Annotated in this window: 15 protein-coding genes and 1 tRNA gene; 7 read left to right on the top strand and 9 right to left on the bottom strand. The window is 65.1% G+C overall.

Annotation, left to right across the window (positions count from 1 at the left end):
- On the top strand, window positions 1-214 hold a 214-nt coding region (locus ACNFCI_RS13635), incomplete at its 5' end, for an aldehyde dehydrogenase family protein (RefSeq protein ID WP_043101481.1).
- 94 nt (window positions 215-308) lie between these two features.
- On the opposite strand, the gene ACNFCI_RS13630 is transcribed toward ACNFCI_RS13635, so the two are convergent.
- Window positions 309-554: a DUF465 domain-containing protein gene (locus tag ACNFCI_RS13630; RefSeq protein WP_084859217.1), complete on the bottom strand. Its 246-nt coding sequence runs from the start codon at window positions 552-554 to the stop codon at window positions 309-311.
- Window positions 555-837: 283 nt separating this feature from the next.
- Between ACNFCI_RS13630 and ACNFCI_RS13625 the strand changes: the two genes are divergently transcribed.
- A tRNA-Gln gene (locus ACNFCI_RS13625) sits at window positions 838-912 on the top strand.
- Between the two features lie 213 nt (window positions 913-1125).
- Here ACNFCI_RS13625 and ACNFCI_RS13620 read toward each other — a convergent pair.
- The 3 genes from ACNFCI_RS13620 to ACNFCI_RS13610 all read right to left on the bottom strand — a co-directional run bounded on the left by ACNFCI_RS13620 (window position 1126) and on the right by ACNFCI_RS13610 (window position 3646).
- Window positions 1126-2274, bottom strand: coding sequence for a M14 family metallopeptidase (locus ACNFCI_RS13620; RefSeq protein ID WP_324817923.1), 1149 nt, complete (start codon window positions 2272-2274; stop codon window positions 1126-1128).
- Window positions 2275-2379: 105 nt separating this feature from the next.
- Window positions 2380-2898 (bottom strand): DUF4880 domain-containing protein, encoded by a 519-nt coding sequence (locus tag ACNFCI_RS13615; protein ID WP_084859220.1) that lies wholly within the window; start codon window positions 2896-2898, stop codon window positions 2380-2382.
- 430 nt (window positions 2899-3328) lie between these two features.
- Window positions 3329-3646 carry a hypothetical protein gene (locus tag ACNFCI_RS13610; RefSeq protein ID WP_084859223.1) on the bottom strand — a complete coding sequence of 106 codons (318 nt, stop codon included), beginning with the start codon at window positions 3644-3646 and terminating at the stop codon, window positions 3329-3331.
- A 130-nt stretch (window positions 3647-3776) separates the two neighbouring features.
- On the opposite strand from ACNFCI_RS13610, the gene ACNFCI_RS13605 reads away from it, so the two are divergent.
- Window positions 3777-4430 (top strand): LexA family protein, encoded by a 654-nt coding sequence (locus tag ACNFCI_RS13605; RefSeq protein ID WP_084859238.1) that lies wholly within the window; start codon window positions 3777-3779, stop codon window positions 4428-4430.
- A 68-nt stretch (window positions 4431-4498) separates the two neighbouring features.
- Here ACNFCI_RS13605 and ACNFCI_RS13600 read toward each other — a convergent pair whose 3' ends face one another.
- Genes ACNFCI_RS13600 through ACNFCI_RS13585 form a run of 4 tightly spaced genes read right to left on the bottom strand, consistent with a single transcriptional unit; the run spans window position 4499 to window position 10051 of the window.
- On the bottom strand, window positions 4499-6451 hold the full coding sequence (locus tag ACNFCI_RS13600; RefSeq protein ID WP_416768017.1) for an acetyl/propionyl/methylcrotonyl-CoA carboxylase subunit alpha: 1953 nt from the start codon (window positions 6449-6451) through the stop codon (window positions 4499-4501).
- On the bottom strand, window positions 6448-7257 hold the full coding sequence (locus tag ACNFCI_RS13595) for a gamma-carboxygeranoyl-CoA hydratase (protein ID WP_084859227.1): 810 nt from the start codon (window positions 7255-7257) through the stop codon (window positions 6448-6450). Before ACNFCI_RS13595 ends, ACNFCI_RS13600 begins: the two co-directional genes overlap by 4 nt.
- Before the next feature lie 3 nt (window positions 7258-7260).
- Window positions 7261-8868: a carboxyl transferase domain-containing protein gene (locus ACNFCI_RS13590; protein ID WP_084859228.1), complete on the bottom strand. Its 1608-nt coding sequence runs from the start codon at window positions 8866-8868 to the stop codon at window positions 7261-7263.
- Window positions 8869-8887: 19 nt separating this feature from the next.
- Window positions 8888-10051, bottom strand: coding sequence for an isovaleryl-CoA dehydrogenase (locus tag ACNFCI_RS13585; RefSeq protein WP_084859230.1), 1164 nt, complete (start codon window positions 10049-10051; stop codon window positions 8888-8890).
- 295 nt (window positions 10052-10346) lie between these two features.
- On the opposite strand from ACNFCI_RS13585, the gene ACNFCI_RS13580 reads away from it, so the two are divergent.
- Complete coding sequence (locus ACNFCI_RS13580) at window positions 10347-12017, top strand: AMP-binding protein (protein WP_368829846.1); 1671 nt, start codon at window positions 10347-10349, stop codon at window positions 12015-12017.
- Window positions 12018-12135: 118 nt separating this feature from the next.
- Here ACNFCI_RS13580 and ACNFCI_RS13575 read toward each other — a convergent pair whose 3' ends face one another.
- Entirely contained in the window at window positions 12136-12300 is a 165-nt protein-coding gene (locus ACNFCI_RS13575) for a hypothetical protein (protein WP_172403077.1), read from the bottom strand.
- A gap of 138 nt (window positions 12301-12438) precedes the next feature.
- Between ACNFCI_RS13575 and ACNFCI_RS13570 the strand changes: the two genes are divergently transcribed.
- The 3 genes from ACNFCI_RS13570 (at window position 12439) to glgB (ending at window position 20226) form a co-directional block, all read left to right on the top strand.
- The gene (locus ACNFCI_RS13570) at window positions 12439-14457 is read left to right on the top strand and encodes an alpha-1,4-glucan--maltose-1-phosphate maltosyltransferase (RefSeq protein WP_368829847.1); all 2019 of its coding nucleotides are present in this window, start codon (window positions 12439-12441) and stop codon (window positions 14455-14457) included.
- A 155-nt stretch (window positions 14458-14612) separates the two neighbouring features.
- Complete coding sequence (gene treS / locus ACNFCI_RS13565) at window positions 14613-17924, top strand: maltose alpha-D-glucosyltransferase (protein WP_368829848.1); 3312 nt, start codon at window positions 14613-14615, stop codon at window positions 17922-17924.
- 91 nt (window positions 17925-18015) lie between these two features.
- Window positions 18016-20226 carry a 1,4-alpha-glucan branching protein GlgB gene (gene glgB, locus ACNFCI_RS13560; protein ID WP_084859236.1) on the top strand — a complete coding sequence of 737 codons (2211 nt, stop codon included), beginning with the start codon at window positions 18016-18018 and terminating at the stop codon, window positions 20224-20226.
- Window positions 20227-20269 lie beyond the last annotated feature (43 nt).

The raw sequence follows: 20269 nt of genomic DNA, 5'->3' as shown, positions 1-20269 counted from the left end.
CCGTGACATCAACCGCGCCTACCGCATGGGTCGCGGCATCAAGGCCGGCCGCGTATGGACCAACTGCTACCACCTGTACCCGGCCCATGCCGCGTTCGGTGGCTACAAGAAGTCCGGCGTGGGGCGTGAGACGCACAAGATGATGCTCGACCACTACCAGCAGACCAAGAACCTGCTGGTGAGCTACGACATCAACCCGTTGGGCTTCTTCTAAACGGGCATCGCGGGGCAAGCCCGTTCCTACAGGTGGCAGCACGTTCCCTGTAGGAACGGCCTTGTGCCGCGATGGGCCGCGCAGCGGCCCCTCGCTATTTGGGGTGGCGCTCCAATTGCCGCTCGATCATGTACTTCACCGCCAGCCGGCGCTCCTTGAGCCGGTGCAAGTCATCGTCACTGACATTGCCAGCCGAGATTGCTTCGGCGGCCAGCACCTGGTTGTCGATGTCCACGTATTCATCCAGCAACCGGTCCAGCTCCTTGTCCTGTTGGCGCCGCTGCTGGACGATTTCGCGAGGGTAGTGAAGGTCCTGGTAGAGGTCATGGGAAACTGGCATGGCGCCCTCCTTGTGATGCGCAGGCTTTGCTTACCTGATTGGAATGAAGGAAGCCGCGGTTGTTGAAGCGAGGCCGGGAAAATGCGACGGATGGCAATGCCACGGCTGACCAAAACCCGGAGCAGAGGACTAACTTGCTGTTTTAAGGCATTTTTTTTCACCTTGGGGGTTCCCAGGTGAGAAGACTGTTGGTATAGTGCCGGCCATTCCAGCACAGCGACCCAGCGTTGTTGTCAGTGAGTCTTCAGAGCGACAGTGCACAGGCATTCGTCGTATCCGATACAGGGGCGTCGCCAAGCGGTAAGGCAGCAGGTTTTGATCCTGCCATGCGTTGGTTCGAATCCAGCCGCCCCTGCCATTATCTTCATATCTCTCCTGCTGTTTCCGTGTGCCTCAGCGCACAGTATCGAATCATTTCCGATAGCTAATTCAGCCATTTTTCATACGGCTTTCAGTATTGTGGCGCCTGGCAGTCCCATCGCGGAACAAGCTCCACACAGAGACCGCGCGGGACAAGCGCGCGGCGCTATACCTGTGGGAGCGGGCTTGTCCCGCGATGACGTCGGTTCGCTCAGCGCAAGTCCTTGACCATTTTCGCCAAGGTTTCCAACACCGCGCCCGCCAATGCCTTCGAGCGTTCACCCGACCAGCCGGTGATGGGGTTGGGCGCATCGTCATGGTCCTTGAACGGCATTTCCAAGGTCAGTGACAGGCAGTCATAAGCCTGGCCCACGGCGTTGCACGCCAAGGTCATGTTGGCCTGGCCCGGCTCGTCGCGGGTATAGCCATGCACGGTCTGGAAGTCTGGCGTCACGCTGCACAGCGTGCTGCGGAACTGCTCCTCGAGCTTCGCCAGACGTGGCGTGTAGCCGGGGTTACCCTCGCAGGCGGCGGTGAACACATGGGGGATTTCCTCGTCGCCATGGGCGTCGATGAAGGCATCCACCCCGTACTGCTTCATCTGCGATTGGGCGAAGAACACCTCGGGGCTGAACTCGACACTGGCGTCTTGCCAGGCGCGGTTCAGGTCCTTGCCCTTGAAGTTGGTGCGCAGGTGGCCCAGGAAGGCGCCGTCGGGGTTCATGTTGGGGATCAGGTACAGGTCGGCTTCGGCCAGCAGAGCCTGGACGGTATCGTCGTTGGCTTGCAGACGGTCAATCACACCTTCCATGAACCATTCGGCCATGTGTTCACCCGGGTGCTGCTGGGCGATCAGCCAGATCTTGCGCTTGCCGGCTGAGCCGTTGCCTGCACGCAGCAGTGGAATATCGCGACCTTGCACACTGCGCCCACAGGCCAGCAACTCGACGCCGGGCAATTGCCTGGCGCGTTCGATCAATTGATTGTGGCGTGCGCGCGGGTAGGGTTCGAAATAGGCGAACCAGGCCTGTTCCTGCTGTGCTGCGAATTCGAAGCTCAGCGCCTTGCCGTCGAACTGGCTGGGTACGCGGAACCAGGTCTGCTGGTCGTAGGAGGCCACGGCGTGGTAGCCGGCCCAGGCGTTCTTGTAGGAGGACTGATGGGCGTTGTCCAGGCTGAAGCGGTGGGTCTGGCCTGGTGTCAGGCCGCTGGCCCTGAAGTGGAACCACTGAAAGTGGCCGCTATGAGTGTCGGGGCGGATGGCCAAGTGCACCCGGGTCGGGTCGCTGGTGTCCAGTACCTGAATGTTGCCGGAATCGAAATCGCAGTCGATGTGCAGCGGGGACAGCGTCACGGTCATTGCCAGGCTCCTGTGGCTTTGTTGTGTCGCTACTGTACACCTGCCGGTGTAATGCCTGGGCAGTGAATTTACCGAAACACCTGTAGGAGCAGCCTTGCGCCGCTCCTACAAGGGGTAGAGGCCCAGTACGAGGAGCGCAGCGGCACCGAGGCCGACGGCAATCGAACACCCGCCCAACGACAGCGCCGCCCGGCCATGCCGGTACCAGCCGTCATGGCCCAGCTGGCGAGCCGGGGCGAGCAGGCTGCGCCAGCGCAGTTCGGTGTCGTGGAAAGCGCGCAGGTGCTCGGGGGCGGCGTCCAACCAGCGGCGGAAGTCGATGCGTTCGCTGGCAGTGGCTTGCGGGCTTTGCAAGCGTACGTACCATTGGCCAGCGATGCTGGCCAGGGCATCGCCTGGAGCGCACGTAGCCTGCAGCGCCTGGTTCATGTGACGTTCTATCGCCAGCAGGGGCAAATCAAGGTGTTCGGCAATATCGGCGAAGCCGAGCCGGTCGAGGCGGCTGAGCAGGAAGACTTGCTGCACGCGACGCGGCAGGCGCTTGAGCTGATGGAGCAGGGTGCCTTCGGCGGCAGAGTGGAGGCCGGAAGTGCCCTGTTCAACGGGCAATAGCAGACGGGACATAGACAGCTCCTTGCTCGATGGGGGAGGGGGCATCATCCATGATGCGCAAGCAGCTTAATCTTAACGATAGTGATTCTCAAGTGCTGATTGCGCAAAACGTTGTTACAGCCGTTCACGAATTGACACACCTTTGCTATCATCGCGGCCATTACGCGGTAATCGATCTTCATTAGCCTGAAGAGCCAAAAAAAAGACCCGGCAAAAAGCCGGGTCAAAAACCGTGATTAGCCTGATGAGGAGATAATCTGAGAGTCCGACCTAAGGGCTTTCAGGTTATCCAGCGGGTCTCGCGACCTGCTGAGTGCAATAATAATCGTTATCATTTGCCAGTCAAATGAATTTTCACCTATCCGGTAAAAAAGTTTTGCCGGTGCGCTTCCTTTTCCCGGCAACCGGGGGTATCGCTGCCGGGCGGCGATCACGACTCTCCTTATTTCTCTTCCTTCAATGCCGTCTGCTCGTGTTCCAGCAGTGCCCGGGCCATGTTCACCATATGCATCAAGGCAAACATCACCTCGCGGGTCATGCCCTCGGGTTGGTGGGTGGCGGTTTCGTGCGCGGTGGCCGAGGCGCAGCGCAACAGCGCCAGTGCATGATTGTGGGCCTGCCTGGCCGTCACGCCGTTGTGCAGGGTCCAGATCTTGTTGTCCAGACTGGGGCGCGGCGGAGCTGGATTGAGGTAGTAATCGAGCGCACGGCGGGCGGCTTCGCTGTCGAGATCTGTTTCTTCGTTTTTCGATGGTTTCATCCTGATACCTGCTCACTGTCACTGCGGAGTGGTGAATACGGAGCATAGGTCAAACTGTATTATTTATCTAAGGCAAGATAATTCAGGATGTGTATTGATGCGCTGGATACAGCCCGTATTGTTCTCGGCCATGGAAAACTGGAACGAATTTCTCGCGCGCTACAAGCGTGAACATGGCCTTAACCAACTGGAACTGGCCGAACGCCTTGGGATGACCCAAGGCGGCGTGGGCCACTGGTTACGTGGCACCCGCAGGCCTACCTTGGCGACCATCAATGAAAAATTGGAAAAGCTCGGGTTGGTCTATCTCAAAGCCCAGGTCATGGTGGTAGAGCGTGGCCTGTTGCGTGAGCCCCTGGGCGTCTATGCGCCAGAGCGCTCCCTTTCATCCGAGGCGCTGCGTTATGCCAGTTTCCGCTTTCCGGTCCTGGCCTGGGCCGACCTGCAAGGCCCTTTGCCCGACGCTGTCGAAGTGACCGAGCAGACCGACTATATGCCGGCCGGCAATGCATTCTGGCTGCCTGTTGAAAACGACTCGATGAACGCGGCAAGCGGAATGAGTGTGCCCCAGGGCATGCTCATTCTGGTGGACACGGGCCTCGATCCGGTGCCCGGCAAACTGGTGATCGCCCGGCAGCCGGGCAAGGCGGCGGTCCTCAGGCAACTGATCGAGGAGGGCGGAGAGCGCATGCTCAGGCCGCTGAATACGCGGTATCCGACCGTTCTGTGCGAAGACGGGTGCGAGTTTCTTGGGGTCGTCGTGCGGGTGCACGGTAAGTTCTAGATCGCTGGGGCTGCTTCGCAGCCCAATCGCCGGCAAGCCGGCGATTGGCCGCGCAGCGGCCCTTTGCATTAATCGGCCAGTTCCACCAGCACCGTGCCCTCGCCGACCATATCTCCCTCCTGGCAGAACAGGGCCTTGACCGTGCCGCCGTGAGGGGCGCGGATGCTGTGCTCCATTTTCATCGCCTCCAGCACCACCAGCGCGGTACCGGCCTCGACCACCTGGCCCGGCTCCACCAACACCCGTACGATGCTGCCGTTCATGGGCGCGCCCAGACCGCCCTGGTGGCTGTGACTGGCTTCGGCTTCGGCGATGGGGTCGAAGGCGCTCACTGCATGCATTTCCCCATCCCATTGCAGGTACAGGGTGTCATCACGGCGTATGGCCAGGTGACGACGGCGCACGCCATCCACAGCGTGGCACAGCTGTTCGCCGTCCAGGTGCCAGGTCGAGGGCGCATTGTGTTCCAGCGCGACGGCCTGGTCCTGCCCGCCGCTGACCAGGTGCAGGCTGCTGCGTGCTGCCAGGCCCAGGCGCAGGCCGTCGCGCCGGGCCCAAGGCGAGGCGGGGTCGTCGTGACGCTGGTGCGCAGGGCTCCCTTGCAGCCAGGCTTCGGCGGCCGCCTGCCAGAACGTCGCCGGCAGTGCGTTCGGCGCAGGCAGCAACTCGGCCTGGTGGCGCGGGATGAAGCCGGTGTCCAGTTCCGCGGCGGCAAAGGCCGGGTGGGCCAGGATGCGGCGCAGGAAGGCGATGTTGGTCTTCAATCCGCCGATGGCGAATTCGTCGAGCATGGCCAGCAGGCGCAGGCGGGCTTGCTCGCGGTCCTGGCCCCAGGCGATCAGCTTGCCCAGCATCGGGTCATAGAAGGGCGAGACCACATCGCCCTCGCTGACGCCGCTGTCCACCCGGCGGCCCTCGCCGGGTGCCGACTCGCGGTACAGCGCCAGGGTGCCGGTGGCAGGCAGGAACTCGTTGGCCGGGTCTTCCGCGTACAGGCGCACCTCGATGGCATGGCCGATCAGCGGCACCTGGTCCTGGGTGATCGGCAGCGGCTCGCCGCAGGCCACGCGGATCTGCCAGGCCACCAGGTCCAGGCCGGTGATGGCCTCGGTGACCGGGTGCTCCACCTGCAGGCGCGTGTTCATTTCCATGAAGAAGAACTCGCCGCGGGCATCGAGCAGGAACTCGACGGTGCCCGCGCCGACGTAGCCGATGGCCTGGGCGGCGCGCACGGCAGCCTCGCCCATGGCCTTGCGCAGCTCGGGGGACAGCCCAGGGGCCGGGGCTTCCTCGACCACTTTCTGATGGCGGCGCTGGATCGAGCAATCGCGCTCGTTGAGGTACAGGCAGTTGCCGTGTTGGTCGGCGAACACCTGGATCTCCACATGGCGCGGTTTGAGCACGTACTTTTCCACCAGCATGCGCGCATCGCCGAACGACGACTGCGCCTCACGCTGCGCCGAGGCCAGGGCGTCGGCCAACTGGCTTTCCTCCTCGACCACCTTCATGCCCTTGCCGCCACCGCCGGCGCTGGCCTTGAGCAGCACCGGGTAGCCGATGCGCTCGGCGGCGGCGCGGAAGGTGTCCAGATCCTGGGCTTCACCGTGGTAGCCCGGTACCAGCGGTACGCCTGCAGCTTCCATCAGCGCCTTGGCCGCCGACTTGCTGCCCATGGCATCGATGGCGCTGGCAGGCGGGCCGAGGAAGATCAGCCCGGCCTGTTCGATGGCGCGGGCGAAGCCTGCATTCTCGGAGAGGAAGCCATAGCCTGGGTGGATGGCCTGGGCGCCGCTGGCCTTGGCTGCCGCCAGCAGCTTGTCGATCACCAGGTAGCTCTCGGCGGCCTTGGTGCCGCCCAGGTCGATGCGGATGTCAGCTTCGCGGCTGTGGCGGGCGTCACGGTCGGTGGCGCTGTGTACGGCCACGGTGGTCAGGCCCATGGCCTTGGCGGTGCGCATGACCCGGCAGGCGATCTCGCCGCGGTTGGCGACCAGCAGGGTGGTCAGGGTAGGGCGGCTCATGGGCGCGGCTCCTTGTTGTCTTGCCAGGCGGGGCGGCGTTTTTCCAGGAAGGCGCGCAGGCCCTCCTGGCCTTCGGGGCTGACGCGGATGCGGGCGATCGTATTCTCGCAGTAGCGGCGCAGCGCCGGGCTCAGCTCGCCGTCGTCCACCTCGCGCAGCAGGTCCTTGGTGGCGCGCAGGGCCTGGGGGCTGTTCTGCAGCAGATTGTCGACCCAAGCTTGGACCTGGGCATCGAGTTCGGCAGCCGGGTAGACCTCGGCCAGCAGGCCCAGCTCGCGGGCACGCACGCCGCTGAAGCGTTCGGCGGTCAGGGCATAGCGACGCGCGGCGCGCTCGCCGATGGCCTTGACCACGAACGGGCTGATCACCGCCGGGGCCAGGCCGATGCGCACCTCGGACAGGCACAGCTGGGCATCCTCGGCACCGATGGCCATGTCGCAGCAGCTGATCAGGCCCAGGGCACCGCCGAAGGCCGCGCCTTGCACCACCGCCAGGGTCGGTGCCTTGAGGCGGTGCAGGGCGTACATCAGTTCGCCCAGCTCATGGGCGTCGTCCAGGTTGGTGTTGAAGTCCAGCTGCGCCGACTGCTGCATCCAGGCGAGGTCGGCACCGGCGCTGAAGTGTCGGCCACGACCGCGCAGCAGCACGAAACGCAGGCTGGCATCCTCGGCGAGCTGGTCGAGGGCGACGATCAGTTCGCGGATCATCTGCGCGTTGAAGGCGTTGTTCTTGTCTTCGCGGCTCAGCCACAGGGTGGCGAAGCCGCGAGGGTCCTTGATCACTTCCAGGGTGCTGAAATCGCTCATGGGTCACATCCGGAAAATGCCGAAGCGGCTCTGTTCGATCGGGGCGTTCAGCGCGGCGGACAACGCCAGGCCAAGCACGTCGCGGGTCTGGGCGGGGTCGATGACGCCGTCGTCCCACAGCCTTGCGCTGGAATAGTAGGGGTGGCCTTGGCGCTCGTACTGGTCGAGGATCGGCTGCTTGAGCCTGGCCTCTTCCTCGGCGCTGAAGGCGGTACCGGCCCGTTCGCTCTGCTCGCGCTTGACCTGGGCCAGCACGCCAGCAGCCTGCTCGGCACCCATCACGCCGATCCGCGCGTTGGGCCACATCCACAGGAAGCGCGGGTCGTAGGCGCGGCCGCACATGCCGTAGTTGCCGGCACCGAAGCTGCCGCCGATGATCACCGTGAACTTCGGCACCTGGGCGCAGGCCACCGCGGTCACCAGCTTGGCGCCATGCTTGGCGATGCCACCTTCTTCGTATTTCTTGCCGACCATGAAGCCTGTGATGTTCTGCAGGAACAACAGCGGGATACCGCGCTGGCAGGCCAGCTCGATGAAATGCGCACCTTTTTGCGCCGCCTCGGCAAAGAGGATGCCGTTGTTGGCCAGGATCGCCACCGGATAGCCGTGCAGGTGGGCGAAGCCGCATACCAGGGTGGTGCCGAACAGTGCCTTGAACTCATCGAACACCGAGCCGTCGACCAGGCGCGCGATCACCTCGCGGACATCGAACGGCTGCTTGGCATCGGCAGGTACCACGCCATACAGTTCCTCGGCGTCGTACAGCGGGGCGACCGGCGCCTGGCGCTGCAGTTTGCCGAGCTTGTGCCAGTTGAGGTTGGCCACGCTGCGCCGGGCCAGGGCCAGGGCGTGCTCGTCGTTGTCGGCATAGTGGTCGGCCACACCGCTGGTGCGGCAGTGCACGTCGGCGCCGCCCAGGTCCTCGGCGCTCACCACCTCGCCGGTGGCGGCCTTCACCAAGGGTGGGCCGGCGAGGAAGATGGTCGCCTGCTGGCGCACCATGATCGCTTCGTCGGCCATGGCCGGCACATAGGCGCCGCCTGCGGTGCACGAGCCCATCACCACGGCGATCTGTGGGATCCCCAGGGCGCTCATGTTGGCCTGGTTGAAGAAAATCCGCCCGAAGTGCTCACGGTCGGGGAAGACCTCGTCCTGGCGGGGCAGGTTGGCGCCACCGGAATCCACCAGGTAGATACAGGGCAGGCGATTCTGCAGGGCGATGGCCTGGGCGCGCAGGTGCTTCTTCACCGTCAGCGGGTAGTAGGAGCCGCCTTTGACCGTGGCATCGTTGGCCACGACCATGCACTCCACCCCTTCGATACGGCCGATGCCGGCGATCACGCCGGCGGCGGGCACATCTTCGCCGTAGACCTCATGGGCGGCCAACTGGCCGATCTCGAGGAATGGCGAGCCCGGGTCGAGCAGCCGGTCGATGCGCTCACGCGGCAGCAGCTTGCCCCGCGAGGTGTGCCGCTCCTGGGCCTTCGGGCCGCCGCCCTGGGTGACGTGGGCGAGCAGGGTACGCAGGGCCTGCACCTGTTCGCGCATGGCCGCGCTGTTGGCGGCGAATTCCGCCGAGCGCGGGTTGATCTGGGTGTGCAAGGTAGCCATTGGCGCCGGTTCCTCGTGCTCAGCGGGTTTCGTTGAACAGTTCGCGACCGATCAGCATCCGGCGGATCTCGCTGGTGCCGGCGCCGATCTCGTACAGCTTGGCGTCGCGCAGCAGGCGGCCGGCCGGGAATTCATTGATGTAGCCGTTGCCGCCCAGAATCTGGATCGCTTCCAGGGCCATCTGGGTGGCGCGCTCGGCCGTGTAGAGGATCACCCCGGCGGCGTCCTTGCGGGTGGTCTCGCCGCGGTCGCAGGCCTGGGCCACCGCATACAGGTAGGCGCGGCTGGCGTTGAGCTGGGTGTACATGTCGGCGATCTTGCCCTGGATCAGCTGGAACTCGCCGATGCTCTGGCCGAACTGCTTGCGGTCATGGATGTAGGGCACCACCAGGTCCATGCAGGCCTGCATGATCCCGGTCGGGCCGCCAGAGAGCACCACGCGCTCGTAGTCCAGGCCGCTCATCAATACCCGTACGCCACCGTTGAGCTGGCCGAGGATGTTCTCTTCAGGCACTTCCACGCCATCGAAGAACAGCTCGCAGGTGTTGGAGCCGCGCATGCCCAGCTTGTCGAACTTGTTGCTGCGCGAGAAGCCCTTCCAGTCACGCTCGACGATGAATGCGGTGATGCCGTGGGGGCCCTTGTCCAGGTCGGTCTTGGCGTAGATCACGTAGGTGTTGGCGTCGGGGCCGTTGGTGATCCAGGTCTTGCTGCCGTTGAGCACGTAGCGGTCGCCGCGCTTCTCGGCGCGCAGCTTCATCGATACCACGTCGGAGCCGGCGTTGGGTTCGCTCATGGCCAGGGCGCCGATGTGCTCGCCGCTGATCAGCTTGGGCAGGTATTTCTGCTTTTGCTCATGGGTGCCGTTGCGGTTGATCTGGTTGACGCACAGGTTGGAGTGGGCGCCATAGGACAGGGCTACCGAGGCCGAGCCACGGCTGATCTCTTCCATCGATACCACGTGGGCCAGGTAGCCCAGGCCCGCGCCGCCGTATTCCTCCGGCACGGTGATGCCCAGCAGGCCCATGTCGCCGAACTTGCGCCACATGTCGGCGGGGAACAGGTTGTCCTGGTCGATCTGCGCGGCGCGTGGGGCCAGCTCGGCGGCAACGAAGGTGCGCACCTGGTCGCGAAGCATGTCGATGGTTTCGCCCAGGGCGAAGTTCAGGGTGGGGTAATGCATGCGGGGGCACCTTCTTGTTCTTGAGGTTGGTAGACGTCGCACTGTCACTGTGGGAGCGGACTTGTCCCGCCGTCAGATCCAACGACGATGTCAGCCCTGGCTGGCGCAATCGCGGGGCAAGCCCGCTCCCACGGGGTAGGTGCAAACCGGTACTTGTGTTTTCACCTTTACGTTAACGTAAACCTGGCTTCGGAAGCTGTCAATCGACTCGTGACCTTTACGTTAACGTAAATCTGCGCCAGAGTAGCCGCGCTTGCTTCAGTCATGCCCAGAACAACCACAAGAAGGGATACCCATGAGTCAACCAAGCTACACCCGCGGTCGCCAGGACCGCCCGTTGTTGACCCAGACCATCGGCCAGGCCTTCGACGCCACCGTGGCCCGCAACCCCGACGGCGAAGCCCTGGTGGTGCGGCACCAAGGCCTACGCTACAGCTGGCGAGCGCTGGCCGGGCAGGTCGATGGCCATGCGCGCGCGCTCATGGCGCTGGGCGTGCAGGTCGGCGACCGGGTCGGGATCTGGGCGCCCAACTGCGCCCAGTGGTGCATCCTACAGCTGGCCAGCGCCAAGGTCGGCGCGATCCTGGTCAATATCAACCCGGCCTACCGGGTCGGCGAACTGGAATACGTGCTGCGCCAGTCCGGTTGCAGCTGGCTGGTCTGCGCCGATGCCTTCAAGACCTCCGACTACCATGCCATGGTCCTGGACCTGGCCCCCGAGCTTGCCACCTGCGCCCTCGGCCAGCTGGCCTGCGAGCGGCTCCCGGCGTTGCGTGGAGTGATCAGCCTGGCAGCGAACCCGCCGGCCGGCTTCCTGCCCTGGGGCCACCTGGCCGAGCGGGCAGGGCAGAGCGCCCCCGAGGCTTTCGAGGCCCGCCAGCGCAGCCTGCAGTTCGACCAGCCGGTGAACATCCAGTACACCTCCGGCACCACCGGCGCGCCCAAGGGGGCCACGCTCAGCCACTACAACATCCTCAACAACGGCCACATGGTCGGTGAGAGCCTGGGCCTGACCGAGCGTGACCGCATGGTGATCCCGGTGCCGTTGTATCACTGCTTCGGCATGGTCATGGCCAATCTGGGCTGCGTCACCCATGGCAGCACCATGATCTACCCCAACGATGCCTTCGACCCGGGCCTGACCTTGCAGGCCGTGGCTGAGGAGCGTGCCAGCATCCTCTATGGGGTACCGACCATGTTCATCGCCATGCTCGACCACCCCGGCCGCGCCGGATTGGACCTGTCCAGCCTGCGCAGCGGCATCATGGCCGGCGCCACCTGCCCGATCGAGGTCATGCGCCGGGTGATCGAGCAGATGCACATGGCCCAGGTGCAGATCGCCTACGGCATGACCGAGACCAGCCCGGTGTCGCTGCAGACCGGCCCGGACGACGAGCTGGAGCTGCGCGTGACCACGGTCGGCCGCACCCAGCCGCAACTGGAAAGCAAGCTGGTGGACGAGCATGGCACTATCGTCCCGCGAGGCGAGATCGGCGAGCTGTGCACTCGCGGCTATAGCGTCATGCTCGGCTACTGGGGCAACCCCCAGGCCACCCAGGACGCCATCGACCCGGCCGGCTGGATGCACAGCGGCGACCTGGCGGTGATGGACGAGCAGGGCTACGTGCGCATCGTCGGGCGCAACAAGGACATGATCATTCGGGGTGGGGAGAACATCTACCCACGTGAGCTCGAGGAGTTCTTCTACACCCACCCGGCGGTAGCCGACGCCCAGGTGATCGGCATCCCCTGCAGCCGGTATGGGGAAGAGCTGGTCGCCTGGATCAAGCTGCACCCCGGGCACAGCGTGACCGCCGAGCAGCTGCAGCAGTGGTGCAAAGCGCGCATCGCCCATTTCAAGGTGCCGCGGCATTACCGCTTCGTCGACGAGTTCCCAATGACGGTGACCGGCAAGGTGCAGAAGTTCCGCATGCGCGAAATCAGCATCGCCGAGATCAAGCTGTAACCTGATCCTGTTATCACCGGTTCTGTGGGAGCGGGTTTACCCGCGAAAGGTCCGGTGAATTTACCGACGCATTCGCGGGTAAACCCTCTCCCACAAGGTATACCGCGCCTGTACTTGTCTATCCTTTGCCTTTCACCGGCGGCTCCTCGCTCGGCGGGTCGCCCACCGGCGGCGGTGGGCCCGGCTTGGTCGGCTCCTCGGGGTCTTCCTCGGGCTCCGGCGGCGGCAGGGTCGGGTCGTCGATATTCGGGTCCGGCGTCTCCGGTGGAATGGGAATACTCATGGCCAGGCCTCCCAGGGGAAATACGGCGTCGTTGCAGGCTTTGACCCGGCCCCGCGCCGTTCGCTCAATTTTTTTGAACCCCCGGCAGCTCCCACGGCTCTGAACCCTTACCGCCACTGCAAAAGGGAGCAAGGTTCGATGTCAGGTAATGAGCCCTTCGAAAGCGTGCCCATGGCCAACGACCACCCGGACCAGGCGATCAGCCTGTCCCAGGCGTTGCTGGCGCCACGTATCGTGATCGAGGACACCCAGCCCGTGCTCGATGCCGGCACCTTCGCCACCAAGGCGGTGCGCGGCCAGCCGGTGGCGGTGAGCAGCAAGGTCTATACCGATGGCCATGATCGCCTGGCGGTGACCCTGCACTGGCGCCAGGCCCACAGCCGGCGCTGGCACTGCACACCGATGCACTCGCCGGGCAACGACCTGTGGCTGGCCGAATTCACGCCCCTGGAACTGGGCCTGCACCTGTTCAGCATCGAAGCCTGGATCGACCCCTTCGCCACCTACTGCCATGACCTGGAGAAGAAGTACCACGCCGGCATCGACGTCACGCTCGAGCTGGAGGAGGGCCGGCTGCTGCTGGGCAAGGGCATCGAGCGCAGCGATGGCCTGCTGCGCGAACAGCTCGAGCAGGTGCAGCAGCGCCTGCCGACCTTGGCTTCGGATGACCAGGTGGCCTTGCTGCTGCGGGCCGATACCGCCTTGCTGATGAGCGAGGCCGAGCACCGCAGCTACCTGACCCGCAGTGCCGAGTTCCCCGTGGACGTGGACCGTGAACAGGCCTTGTTCGCCAGCTGGTACGAACTGTTCCCTCGTTCCATCACCGACAGCCCCGAGCGCCACGGCACGTTCAACGACGTGCACCAACGCCTGCCGATGATCCGCGACATGGGCTTCGACGTGCTGTACTTCCCGCCGATCCACCCCATCGGCAACAAGCACCGCAAGGGCCGCAACAATGCCCTTCAGGCCGAGCCGGGCGACCCGGGCAGCCCCTATGCCATTGGCAGCCCCGACGGTGGCCACGATGCCATCCACCCGCAGTTGGGCAGCCGCGAGGACTTCCGGCGCCTTGTGGCCGCTGCCGCCGAGCATGGCTTGGAGATCGCCCTGGACTTCGCCATCCAGTGCTCCCAGGACCACCCCTGGCTCACCGAGCACCCCGGCTGGTTCAGCTGGCGCCCAGACGGCACCATCCGCTACGCCGAGAACCCGCCGAAGAAATACCAGGACATCGTCAACGTCGATTTCTATGCCGCCGAGGCCGTGCCATCGCTGTGGCTGGCCCTGCGCGACGTGGTGGTCGGCTGGGTGAAGGAGGGCGTGCGCACCTTCCGTGTCGACAACCCGCACACCAAGCCGCTGCCGTTCTGGCAATGGCTGATCGCCAATGTACGCAGCCGCTACCCGGACGTGATCTTCCTCGCCGAGGCTTTCACCCGCCCGGCGATGATGGCGCGCCTGGGCAAGGTCGGCTACGCCCAGAGCTACACCTACTTCACCTGGCGCAACACCAAGCAGGAGCTGCGCGAGTACCTCCAGGAGCTCAACCAGCCGCCATGGCGCCATTGCTACCGGCCGAACTTCTTCGTCAACACGCCGGACATCAACCCCTATTTCCTGCAGACCAGCGGACGCGCGGGCTTTCTCATCCGCGCCGCCCTGGCAACCATGGGTTCCGGGCTGTGGGGCATGTATTCGGGCTTCGAGCTGTGCGAGGGCACACCGTTGCCGGGCAAGGAGGAGTACCTGGATTCGGAGAAGTACGAGATCCGCCCGCGGGACTTCACCCAGCCGGGCAACATCGTCGCCGAGATCGCCCAGCTCAACCGCATCCGGCGACAGAACCGTGCCCTGCAGACCCATCTGGGCATCGAGTTCTTCAACTGCTGGAACGACAACATCCTGTACTTCGGCAAGCGCACCCCGGAGCGCGACAACTACATCCTGGTGGCCGTGAGCCTGGACCCGCACAACGCCCAGGAGGCGCACTTCGAGTTACCGCTGTGGGAGCTGGGGCTGGATGACAACGCCGACACCCATGGCGAGGACCTGATGAACGGCCACCGCTGGACCTGGCACGGCAAGACCCAATGGATGCGCATCGAACCCTGGCACCTGCCGTTCGGTATCTGGCGAATCGAAAAGCCCCATTGACTGTTGTAGGAGCGGCCTTGTGCCGCGAAAGGGCTGCGCGGCAGCCCCAGCCATTTGTCATGTTGCCGAGATCCTGGGGCCGCTTCGCGCCCCTTTCGCGGCACAAGGCCGCTCCTACCGGGGCGCGCCGAACCTGGAATCGGAAGGAGTCGCCCATGGCCAAGCGTTCCCGCCCACAAGCCTTCATCGACGACCCGCTGTGGTACAAGGACGCGGTGATCTACCAGTTGCACGTGAAATCGTTCTTCGACGCCAACAACGATGGCATCGGTGATTTCGCCGGGTTGATGAGCAAGCTCGACTACATCGCCGACCTGGGCGTCAACACCCTCTGGCTGCTGCCGTTCTACCCCTCGCCACGGCGCGACGACGGCTACGACATCGCCGAATACAAAGCCGTGCACCCCGACTACGGCAGCATGGCCGACGCCCGGCGCTTCATCGCCGAGGCCCACAAGCGCGGCCTGCGGGTGATCACCGAGCTGGTCATCAACCACACCTCCGACCAGCACCCCTGGTTCCAGCGCGCCCGCCACGCCAAGCGCGGCAGCAAGGCCCGGGACTTCTATGTGTGGTCGGACGACGACCAGAAATACGACGGCACGCGGATCATCTTCCTCGACACCGAGAAGTCCAACTGGACCTGGGACCCGGTCGCCGGCCAATACTTCTGGCACCGCTTCTACTCCCACCAGCCGGACCTGAACTTCGACAACCCGCAGGTGATGAAGGCGGTGATCGGCGTGATGCGCTTCTGGCTCGACCTGGGCGTCGACGGCCTGCGCCTGGACGCCATTCCCTACCTGATCGAGCGCGACGGCACCAACAATGAGAACCTGCCCGAGACCCACGCGGTGCTCAAGGCCATCCGCGCCGAGATCGACGCCAACTACCCCGACCGCATGCTCCTGGCCGAAGCCAACCAGTGGCCTGAGGATACCCGGCCGTATTTCGGCGAGGGTGACGGCGACGAATGCCACATGGCCTTCCATTTTCCGCTGATGCCGCGCATGTACATGGCCCTGGCCATGGAAGACCGCTTCCCCATCACCGACATCCTGCGCCAGACCCCGGAGATCCCGGCCAATTGCCAATGGGCGATCTTCCTGCGCAACCACGATGAGCTCACCCTCGAAATGGTCACCGACCGTGAGCGCGACTACTTGTGGAACTACTACGCCGAGGACCGCCGCGCGCGCATCAACCTGGGTATCCGTCGGCGCCTGGCGCCGCTGCTGCAGCGTGACCGTCGGCGCATCGAGCTGCTCACCAGCCTGTTGCTGTCGATGCCGGGCACCCCGACCTTGTACTACGGTGACGAGCTGGGGATGGGCGACAACATCTACCTGGGCGACCGCGACGGCGTACGCACCCCCATGCAGTGGTCGCCGGACCGCAATGGCGGCTTCTCCCGGGCCGACCCCCAGCGCCTGGTGCTGCCGCCGATCATGGACCCGCTCTATGGCTACCAGACCGTCAACGTCGAGGCCCAGGCCCACGACCCGCATTCGTTGCTCAACTGGAACCGGCGCCTGCTGGCCGTGCGCAAGCAGCAGAAGGCCTTCGGTCGGGGCACCCTGAAGATGCTTACCCCCAGCAACCGGCGCATCCTCGCCTACATCCGCGAGTACACCGATGCCGAGGGCAACACCGAGATCGTGCTGTGCGTGGCCAACGTTTCCCGCGCCGCCCAGGCCGCCGAGCTGGACCTGGCCCCGTACGCCGACAAGGTCCCGGTGGAGATGCTCGGCGGCAGCGCCTTCCCGCCCATCGGTCAGCTGCCGTTCCTGCTGACCTTGCCGCCCTACGGCTTCTACTGGTTCCTGCTGGCTTCGCGCGACCGCATGCCCAGCTGGCACCTGGAGCCCGCCGAAGGCCTGCCGGAGCTGACCACCCTGGTATTGCGCAAGCGCATGGAGGAGCTGCTCGAAGCGCCTTCCAGTGACACCCTGCAAACCACCATCCTGCCCCAGTACCTGCCTAAGCGCCGCTGGTTCGCCGGCAAGCAGGGGCCGATCGACCAGGTGCGCCTGAGCTATGGGGTTCGCCTGGCCACGGCCACCACGCCGGTGCTGCTCAGCGAGCTGGAAGTTCACAGTGACGGAGCCGTGCAGCACTACCAGCTGCCGTTCGGCCTGCTGCCCGAAGAGCAGATCAACAGTGCCTTGCCACAGCAGCTGGCGCTGTCGCGGGTACGCCGCGGCCGGCAGGTAGGCCTGATCACCGACGCCTTCGTGCTCGAGCCGTTCATCCGCGCCGTGCTGAGCAACTGCCAGGCCGGCACCCGCCTGGCCGGTGGCGCCGGCGAGCTGCGCTTCGACTGCACCGCACAGCTGGCCACCCTGGAACTGGACCAGGACAGCGAAGTGCGTTACCTCAGTGCCGAGCAGTCCAACAGCTCGGTGGTGGTGGGCGGCAGCCTCGTGCTCAAGCTGATCCGCCGGGTCAACCCGGGCATCCACCCGGAACTGGAAATGAGCGCCTACCTGACCGCTGCCGGCTTCGGCAATATCTCGCCGCTGCTGGCGTGGGTCAGCCGCGTGGACGAGCAGGGCCAGCCGCACCTGCTGATGATTGCCCAGGGCTACCTGAACAACCAGGGCGATGCCTGGGAGTGGACGCAGAATACCCTCGAGCGTGCCGTGCGCGACGAGATGGAGCCTTCCACCGTCGAGCCCGAGGCGCACACCGATGCCTTGGCCGAACTCACAGGTTTTGCCGCCTTGCTTGGCCAGCGCCTGGGCGAAATGCACCTGTTGCTGGCCGCTCCCAGCGACGATGCGGCGTTCCAGCCACGTCCCAGCAGCGAACAGGACTGCGCACGCTGGAGCACGCAGATCAGCGCCGAGCTGGCTCACGCATTGGACCTGCTGGCCCAGCATCGCGATGACCTCGACAGCGACAGCCAGGCCCTGGTCGACGACCTGCTGCAACAGCGCGACGGCCTGGCCCAGCACGTCGACAGCCTGGCCCGCCAGGCCCAGGGCGGCCTGCTGATGCGCGTGCACGGCGACCTGCACCTGGGCCAGGTGCTGGTCGTGCAGGGCGATGCCTACCTCATCGATTTCGAAGGCGAACCGGCGCGACCGCTGGAGGAGCGACGCGCCAAGCACAGCCCGTACAAGGATGTCAGCGGCGTGCTGCGTTCGTTCGACTATGCTGCAGCGATGATCCTGCGCAGCGCCTCGGCGGTGGACCTTTCCGATGCGGCGCGCCAGGCTCGGCAGCGAGTCGCCCGGCAGTACCTGCACCAGTCGCGGCATGCCTTCGTCGAGGCCTACGGCCTGGCCACTGCCGCAATGCCCCATGCCTGGGAGCAGGCCGAAGGCGAGCGCGCTGCGCTGGAACTGTTCTGCCTGGAAAAAGCCGCCTATGAAATCACCTACGAAGCCGAGAACCGCCCGGGCTGGCTGGCCGTGCCTTTGCATGGGCTGCATGGGCTGATCAGCACCTGGGGCGAAGCATGAGTGCGATATCCAGGGCGTCGCTGCGTGCCCCGCGATTGGGGCGCGCAGCGGCCCTCAACTAACGACCCAAAACATCTGGAAGGGTAAAAAGATGAATGCAATCACGCGTGAAAACGGCGGCCTTCGGCAACGGGACCTGGATGCCCTGGCCCGCGCCGAGCACGCCGACCCGTTCGCGGTACTGGGCCCGCACGGCGATGGTGCAGGTGGGCTGTTCGTCCGCGCCTTCCTGCCCAACGCCCTCAATGCCCGGGTGCTGGCCCGCCACGATGGGCGCGTACTGGCCGAGATGGAGCAGGGCAGCCTGCCGGGACTGTTCACCGCACACCTGGATGAAGCCCACCCGTACCTGTTGCAGATCGGCTGGGCCGGTGGCGAGCAGGTCACCGAGGACCCCTACAGCTTCGGCCCGCAACTGGGCGAGATGGACCTCTACCTGTTCGCTGAAGGCAACCACCGCGACCTTTCCGGGCGCTTCGGCGCCCAGCCGATGCACGCCGACGGCATCGACGGGGTGTGCTTCTCGGTGTGGGCGCCGAATGCCCGGCGGGTGTCGGTGGTGGGCGACTTCAACAACTGGGACGGCCGCCGCCACCCCATGCGGCTGCGCCACGATGCCGGTGTCTGGGAGCTGTTCGTACCGCGCCTGGGCGTGGGCGAGGCCTACAAGTTCGAGGTGCTCGGTCGCGATGGCGTGTTGCCGCTCAAGGCCGACCCCCTGGCCCGTGCCACCGAGCTGCCGCCCAGCACCGCCTCCAAGGTGGCCGCGGCGCTCAGCCACCCTTGGCAGGATCACGAGTGGATGCAGCAGCGCGCCGAGCGCCACGCTTACCGGGCACCGCTGTCGATCTACGAACTGCACGCCGGGTCCTGGCGTTGCGAGCTGGACGATGCCGGTGAAATCGCGCGCTTCTACAACTGGCGGGAACTGGCCGAGCGCCTGGTGCCCTATGTGCAGGATCTGGGGTTCACCCATATCGAGCTGCTGCCGATCATGGAACATCCCTTCGGCGGTTCCTGGGGCTACCAGCCGCTGTCGCTGTTCGCCCCCACGTCCCGCTATGGGACTGCCGAGGACTTCGCGGCCTTCGTCGATGCCTGCCACCAGGGCGGCATCGGGGTGATCCTCGACTGGGTTCCGGCGCATTTCCCCACCGACGAGCATGGCCTTGCCCGCTTCGACGGCACGGCGTTGTACGAGTACGACAATCCCCTGGAAGGTTTCCACCAGGACTGGAATACACTGATCTACAACCTTGGCCGCAACGAAGTGCGCGGCTTCATGCTGGCCTCGGCCTTGCACTGGCTCAAGCACTTCCACATCGACGGCCTGCGTGTCGATGCCGTGGCCTCGATGCTCTATCGCGACTACTCGCGCAAGGCCGGCGAATGGGTACCCAACCGCCACGGCGGACGCGAGAACCTGGAAGCCATCGACTTCATCCGCCACCTCAATACCGTGGCGGCCCACGAGGCGCCGGGGGCGCTGATCATCGCCGAGGAGTCCACCGCCTGGCCGGGGGTGAGCCAGCCGGTGCAGCAGGGCGGGCTGGGCTTTGCCTACAAGTGGAACATGGGCTGGATGCACGACACCCTGCACTACATCCAGAACGATCCGGTGCACCGCGCCTATCATCACAACGAGATGAGCTTCGGCCTGATCTATGCCTACTCCGAACATTTCATCCTGCCCATTTCCCATGACGAGGTGGTGCACGGTAAGCATTCGCTGATCGACAAGATGCCGGGCGACCGCTGGCAGAAGTTCGCCAACCTGCGCGCCTACCTGGCGTTCATGTGGGCGCACCCGGGCAAGAAGCTGCTGTTCATGGGCTGCGAGTTCGGCCAGTGGCGCGAGTGGAACCACGACCACCAGTTGGACTGGTACCTCCTGCAGTACCCCGAGCACCAAGGGGTGCAGCGTCTGGTCGCAGACCTCAACCGCCTGTACCGCGAGCTGCCCGCCCTGCACGAGCAGGACTGCCAGCCCCAGGGTTTCCAGTGGCTGATCGGCGACGATGCGCACAACAGTGTGTATGCCTGGCTGCGCTGGAGCAGCGCCGGCGAGCCGCTGCTGGTGGTGGCCAACTTCACCCCGGTGCCGCGCGAAGGCTATCGAATCGGTGTGCCGTTCGGCGAGCGCTGGCAGGAGCTGCTCAACAGCGATGCCGAGCTGTATGCCGGCACCAATGTCGGCAACCTGGGGGCGGTGGCCAGCGAGCAGATGCCCAGCCATGGGCAGCCGCTGTCGCTGGCGCTGAACCTGCCGCCGCTGGGTGTGCTGGTGATGAAGCCGGCTTGACGTTCGGTCGCCCTCTGTGGAAGGCGCCCGGTTGGCGCGGATC

Origin of the sequence: Pseudomonas sp. NY15356 (assembly GCF_048068175.1) — a bacterium.
Taxonomy (GTDB): Bacteria; Pseudomonadota; Gammaproteobacteria; order Pseudomonadales; family Pseudomonadaceae; genus Aquipseudomonas; species Aquipseudomonas putida_K.
Note: the sequence above shows the minus strand (reverse complement) of the source record. Positions and strands in the feature narration are given on the sequence as shown.

Coding starts and splice junctions, on each gene's coding strand:
- ACNFCI_RS13630 (WP_084859217.1), bottom strand. CDS start 554: ATGCCAGTTTCCCATGACCTCTACCAGGACCTTCACTACCCTCGCGAA.
- ACNFCI_RS13620 (WP_324817923.1), bottom strand. CDS start 2,274: ATGACCGTGACGCTGTCCCCGCTGCACATCGACTGCGATTTCGATTCC.
- ACNFCI_RS13615 (WP_084859220.1), bottom strand. CDS start 2,898: ATGTCCCGTCTGCTATTGCCCGTTGAACAGGGCACTTCCGGCCTCCAC.
- ACNFCI_RS13610 (WP_084859223.1), bottom strand. CDS start 3,646: ATGAAACCATCGAAAAACGAAGAAACAGATCTCGACAGCGAAGCCGCC.
- ACNFCI_RS13605 (WP_084859238.1), top strand. CDS start 3,777: ATGGAAAACTGGAACGAATTTCTCGCGCGCTACAAGCGTGAACATGGC.
- ACNFCI_RS13600 (WP_416768017.1), bottom strand. CDS start 6,451: ATGAGCCGCCCTACCCTGACCACCCTGCTGGTCGCCAACCGCGGCGAG.
- ACNFCI_RS13595 (WP_084859227.1), bottom strand. CDS start 7,257: ATGAGCGATTTCAGCACCCTGGAAGTGATCAAGGACCCTCGCGGCTTC.
- ACNFCI_RS13590 (WP_084859228.1), bottom strand. CDS start 8,868: ATGGCTACCTTGCACACCCAGATCAACCCGCGCTCGGCGGAATTCGCC.
- ACNFCI_RS13585 (WP_084859230.1), bottom strand. CDS start 10,051: ATGCATTACCCCACCCTGAACTTCGCCCTGGGCGAAACCATCGACATG.
- ACNFCI_RS13580 (WP_368829846.1), top strand. CDS start 10,347: ATGAGTCAACCAAGCTACACCCGCGGTCGCCAGGACCGCCCGTTGTTG.
- ACNFCI_RS13575 (WP_172403077.1), bottom strand. CDS start 12,300: ATGAGTATTCCCATTCCACCGGAGACGCCGGACCCGAATATCGACGAC.
- ACNFCI_RS13570 (WP_368829847.1), top strand. CDS start 12,439: ATGTCAGGTAATGAGCCCTTCGAAAGCGTGCCCATGGCCAACGACCAC.
- treS (WP_368829848.1), top strand. CDS start 14,613: ATGGCCAAGCGTTCCCGCCCACAAGCCTTCATCGACGACCCGCTGTGG.
- glgB (WP_084859236.1), top strand. CDS start 18,016: ATGAATGCAATCACGCGTGAAAACGGCGGCCTTCGGCAACGGGACCTG.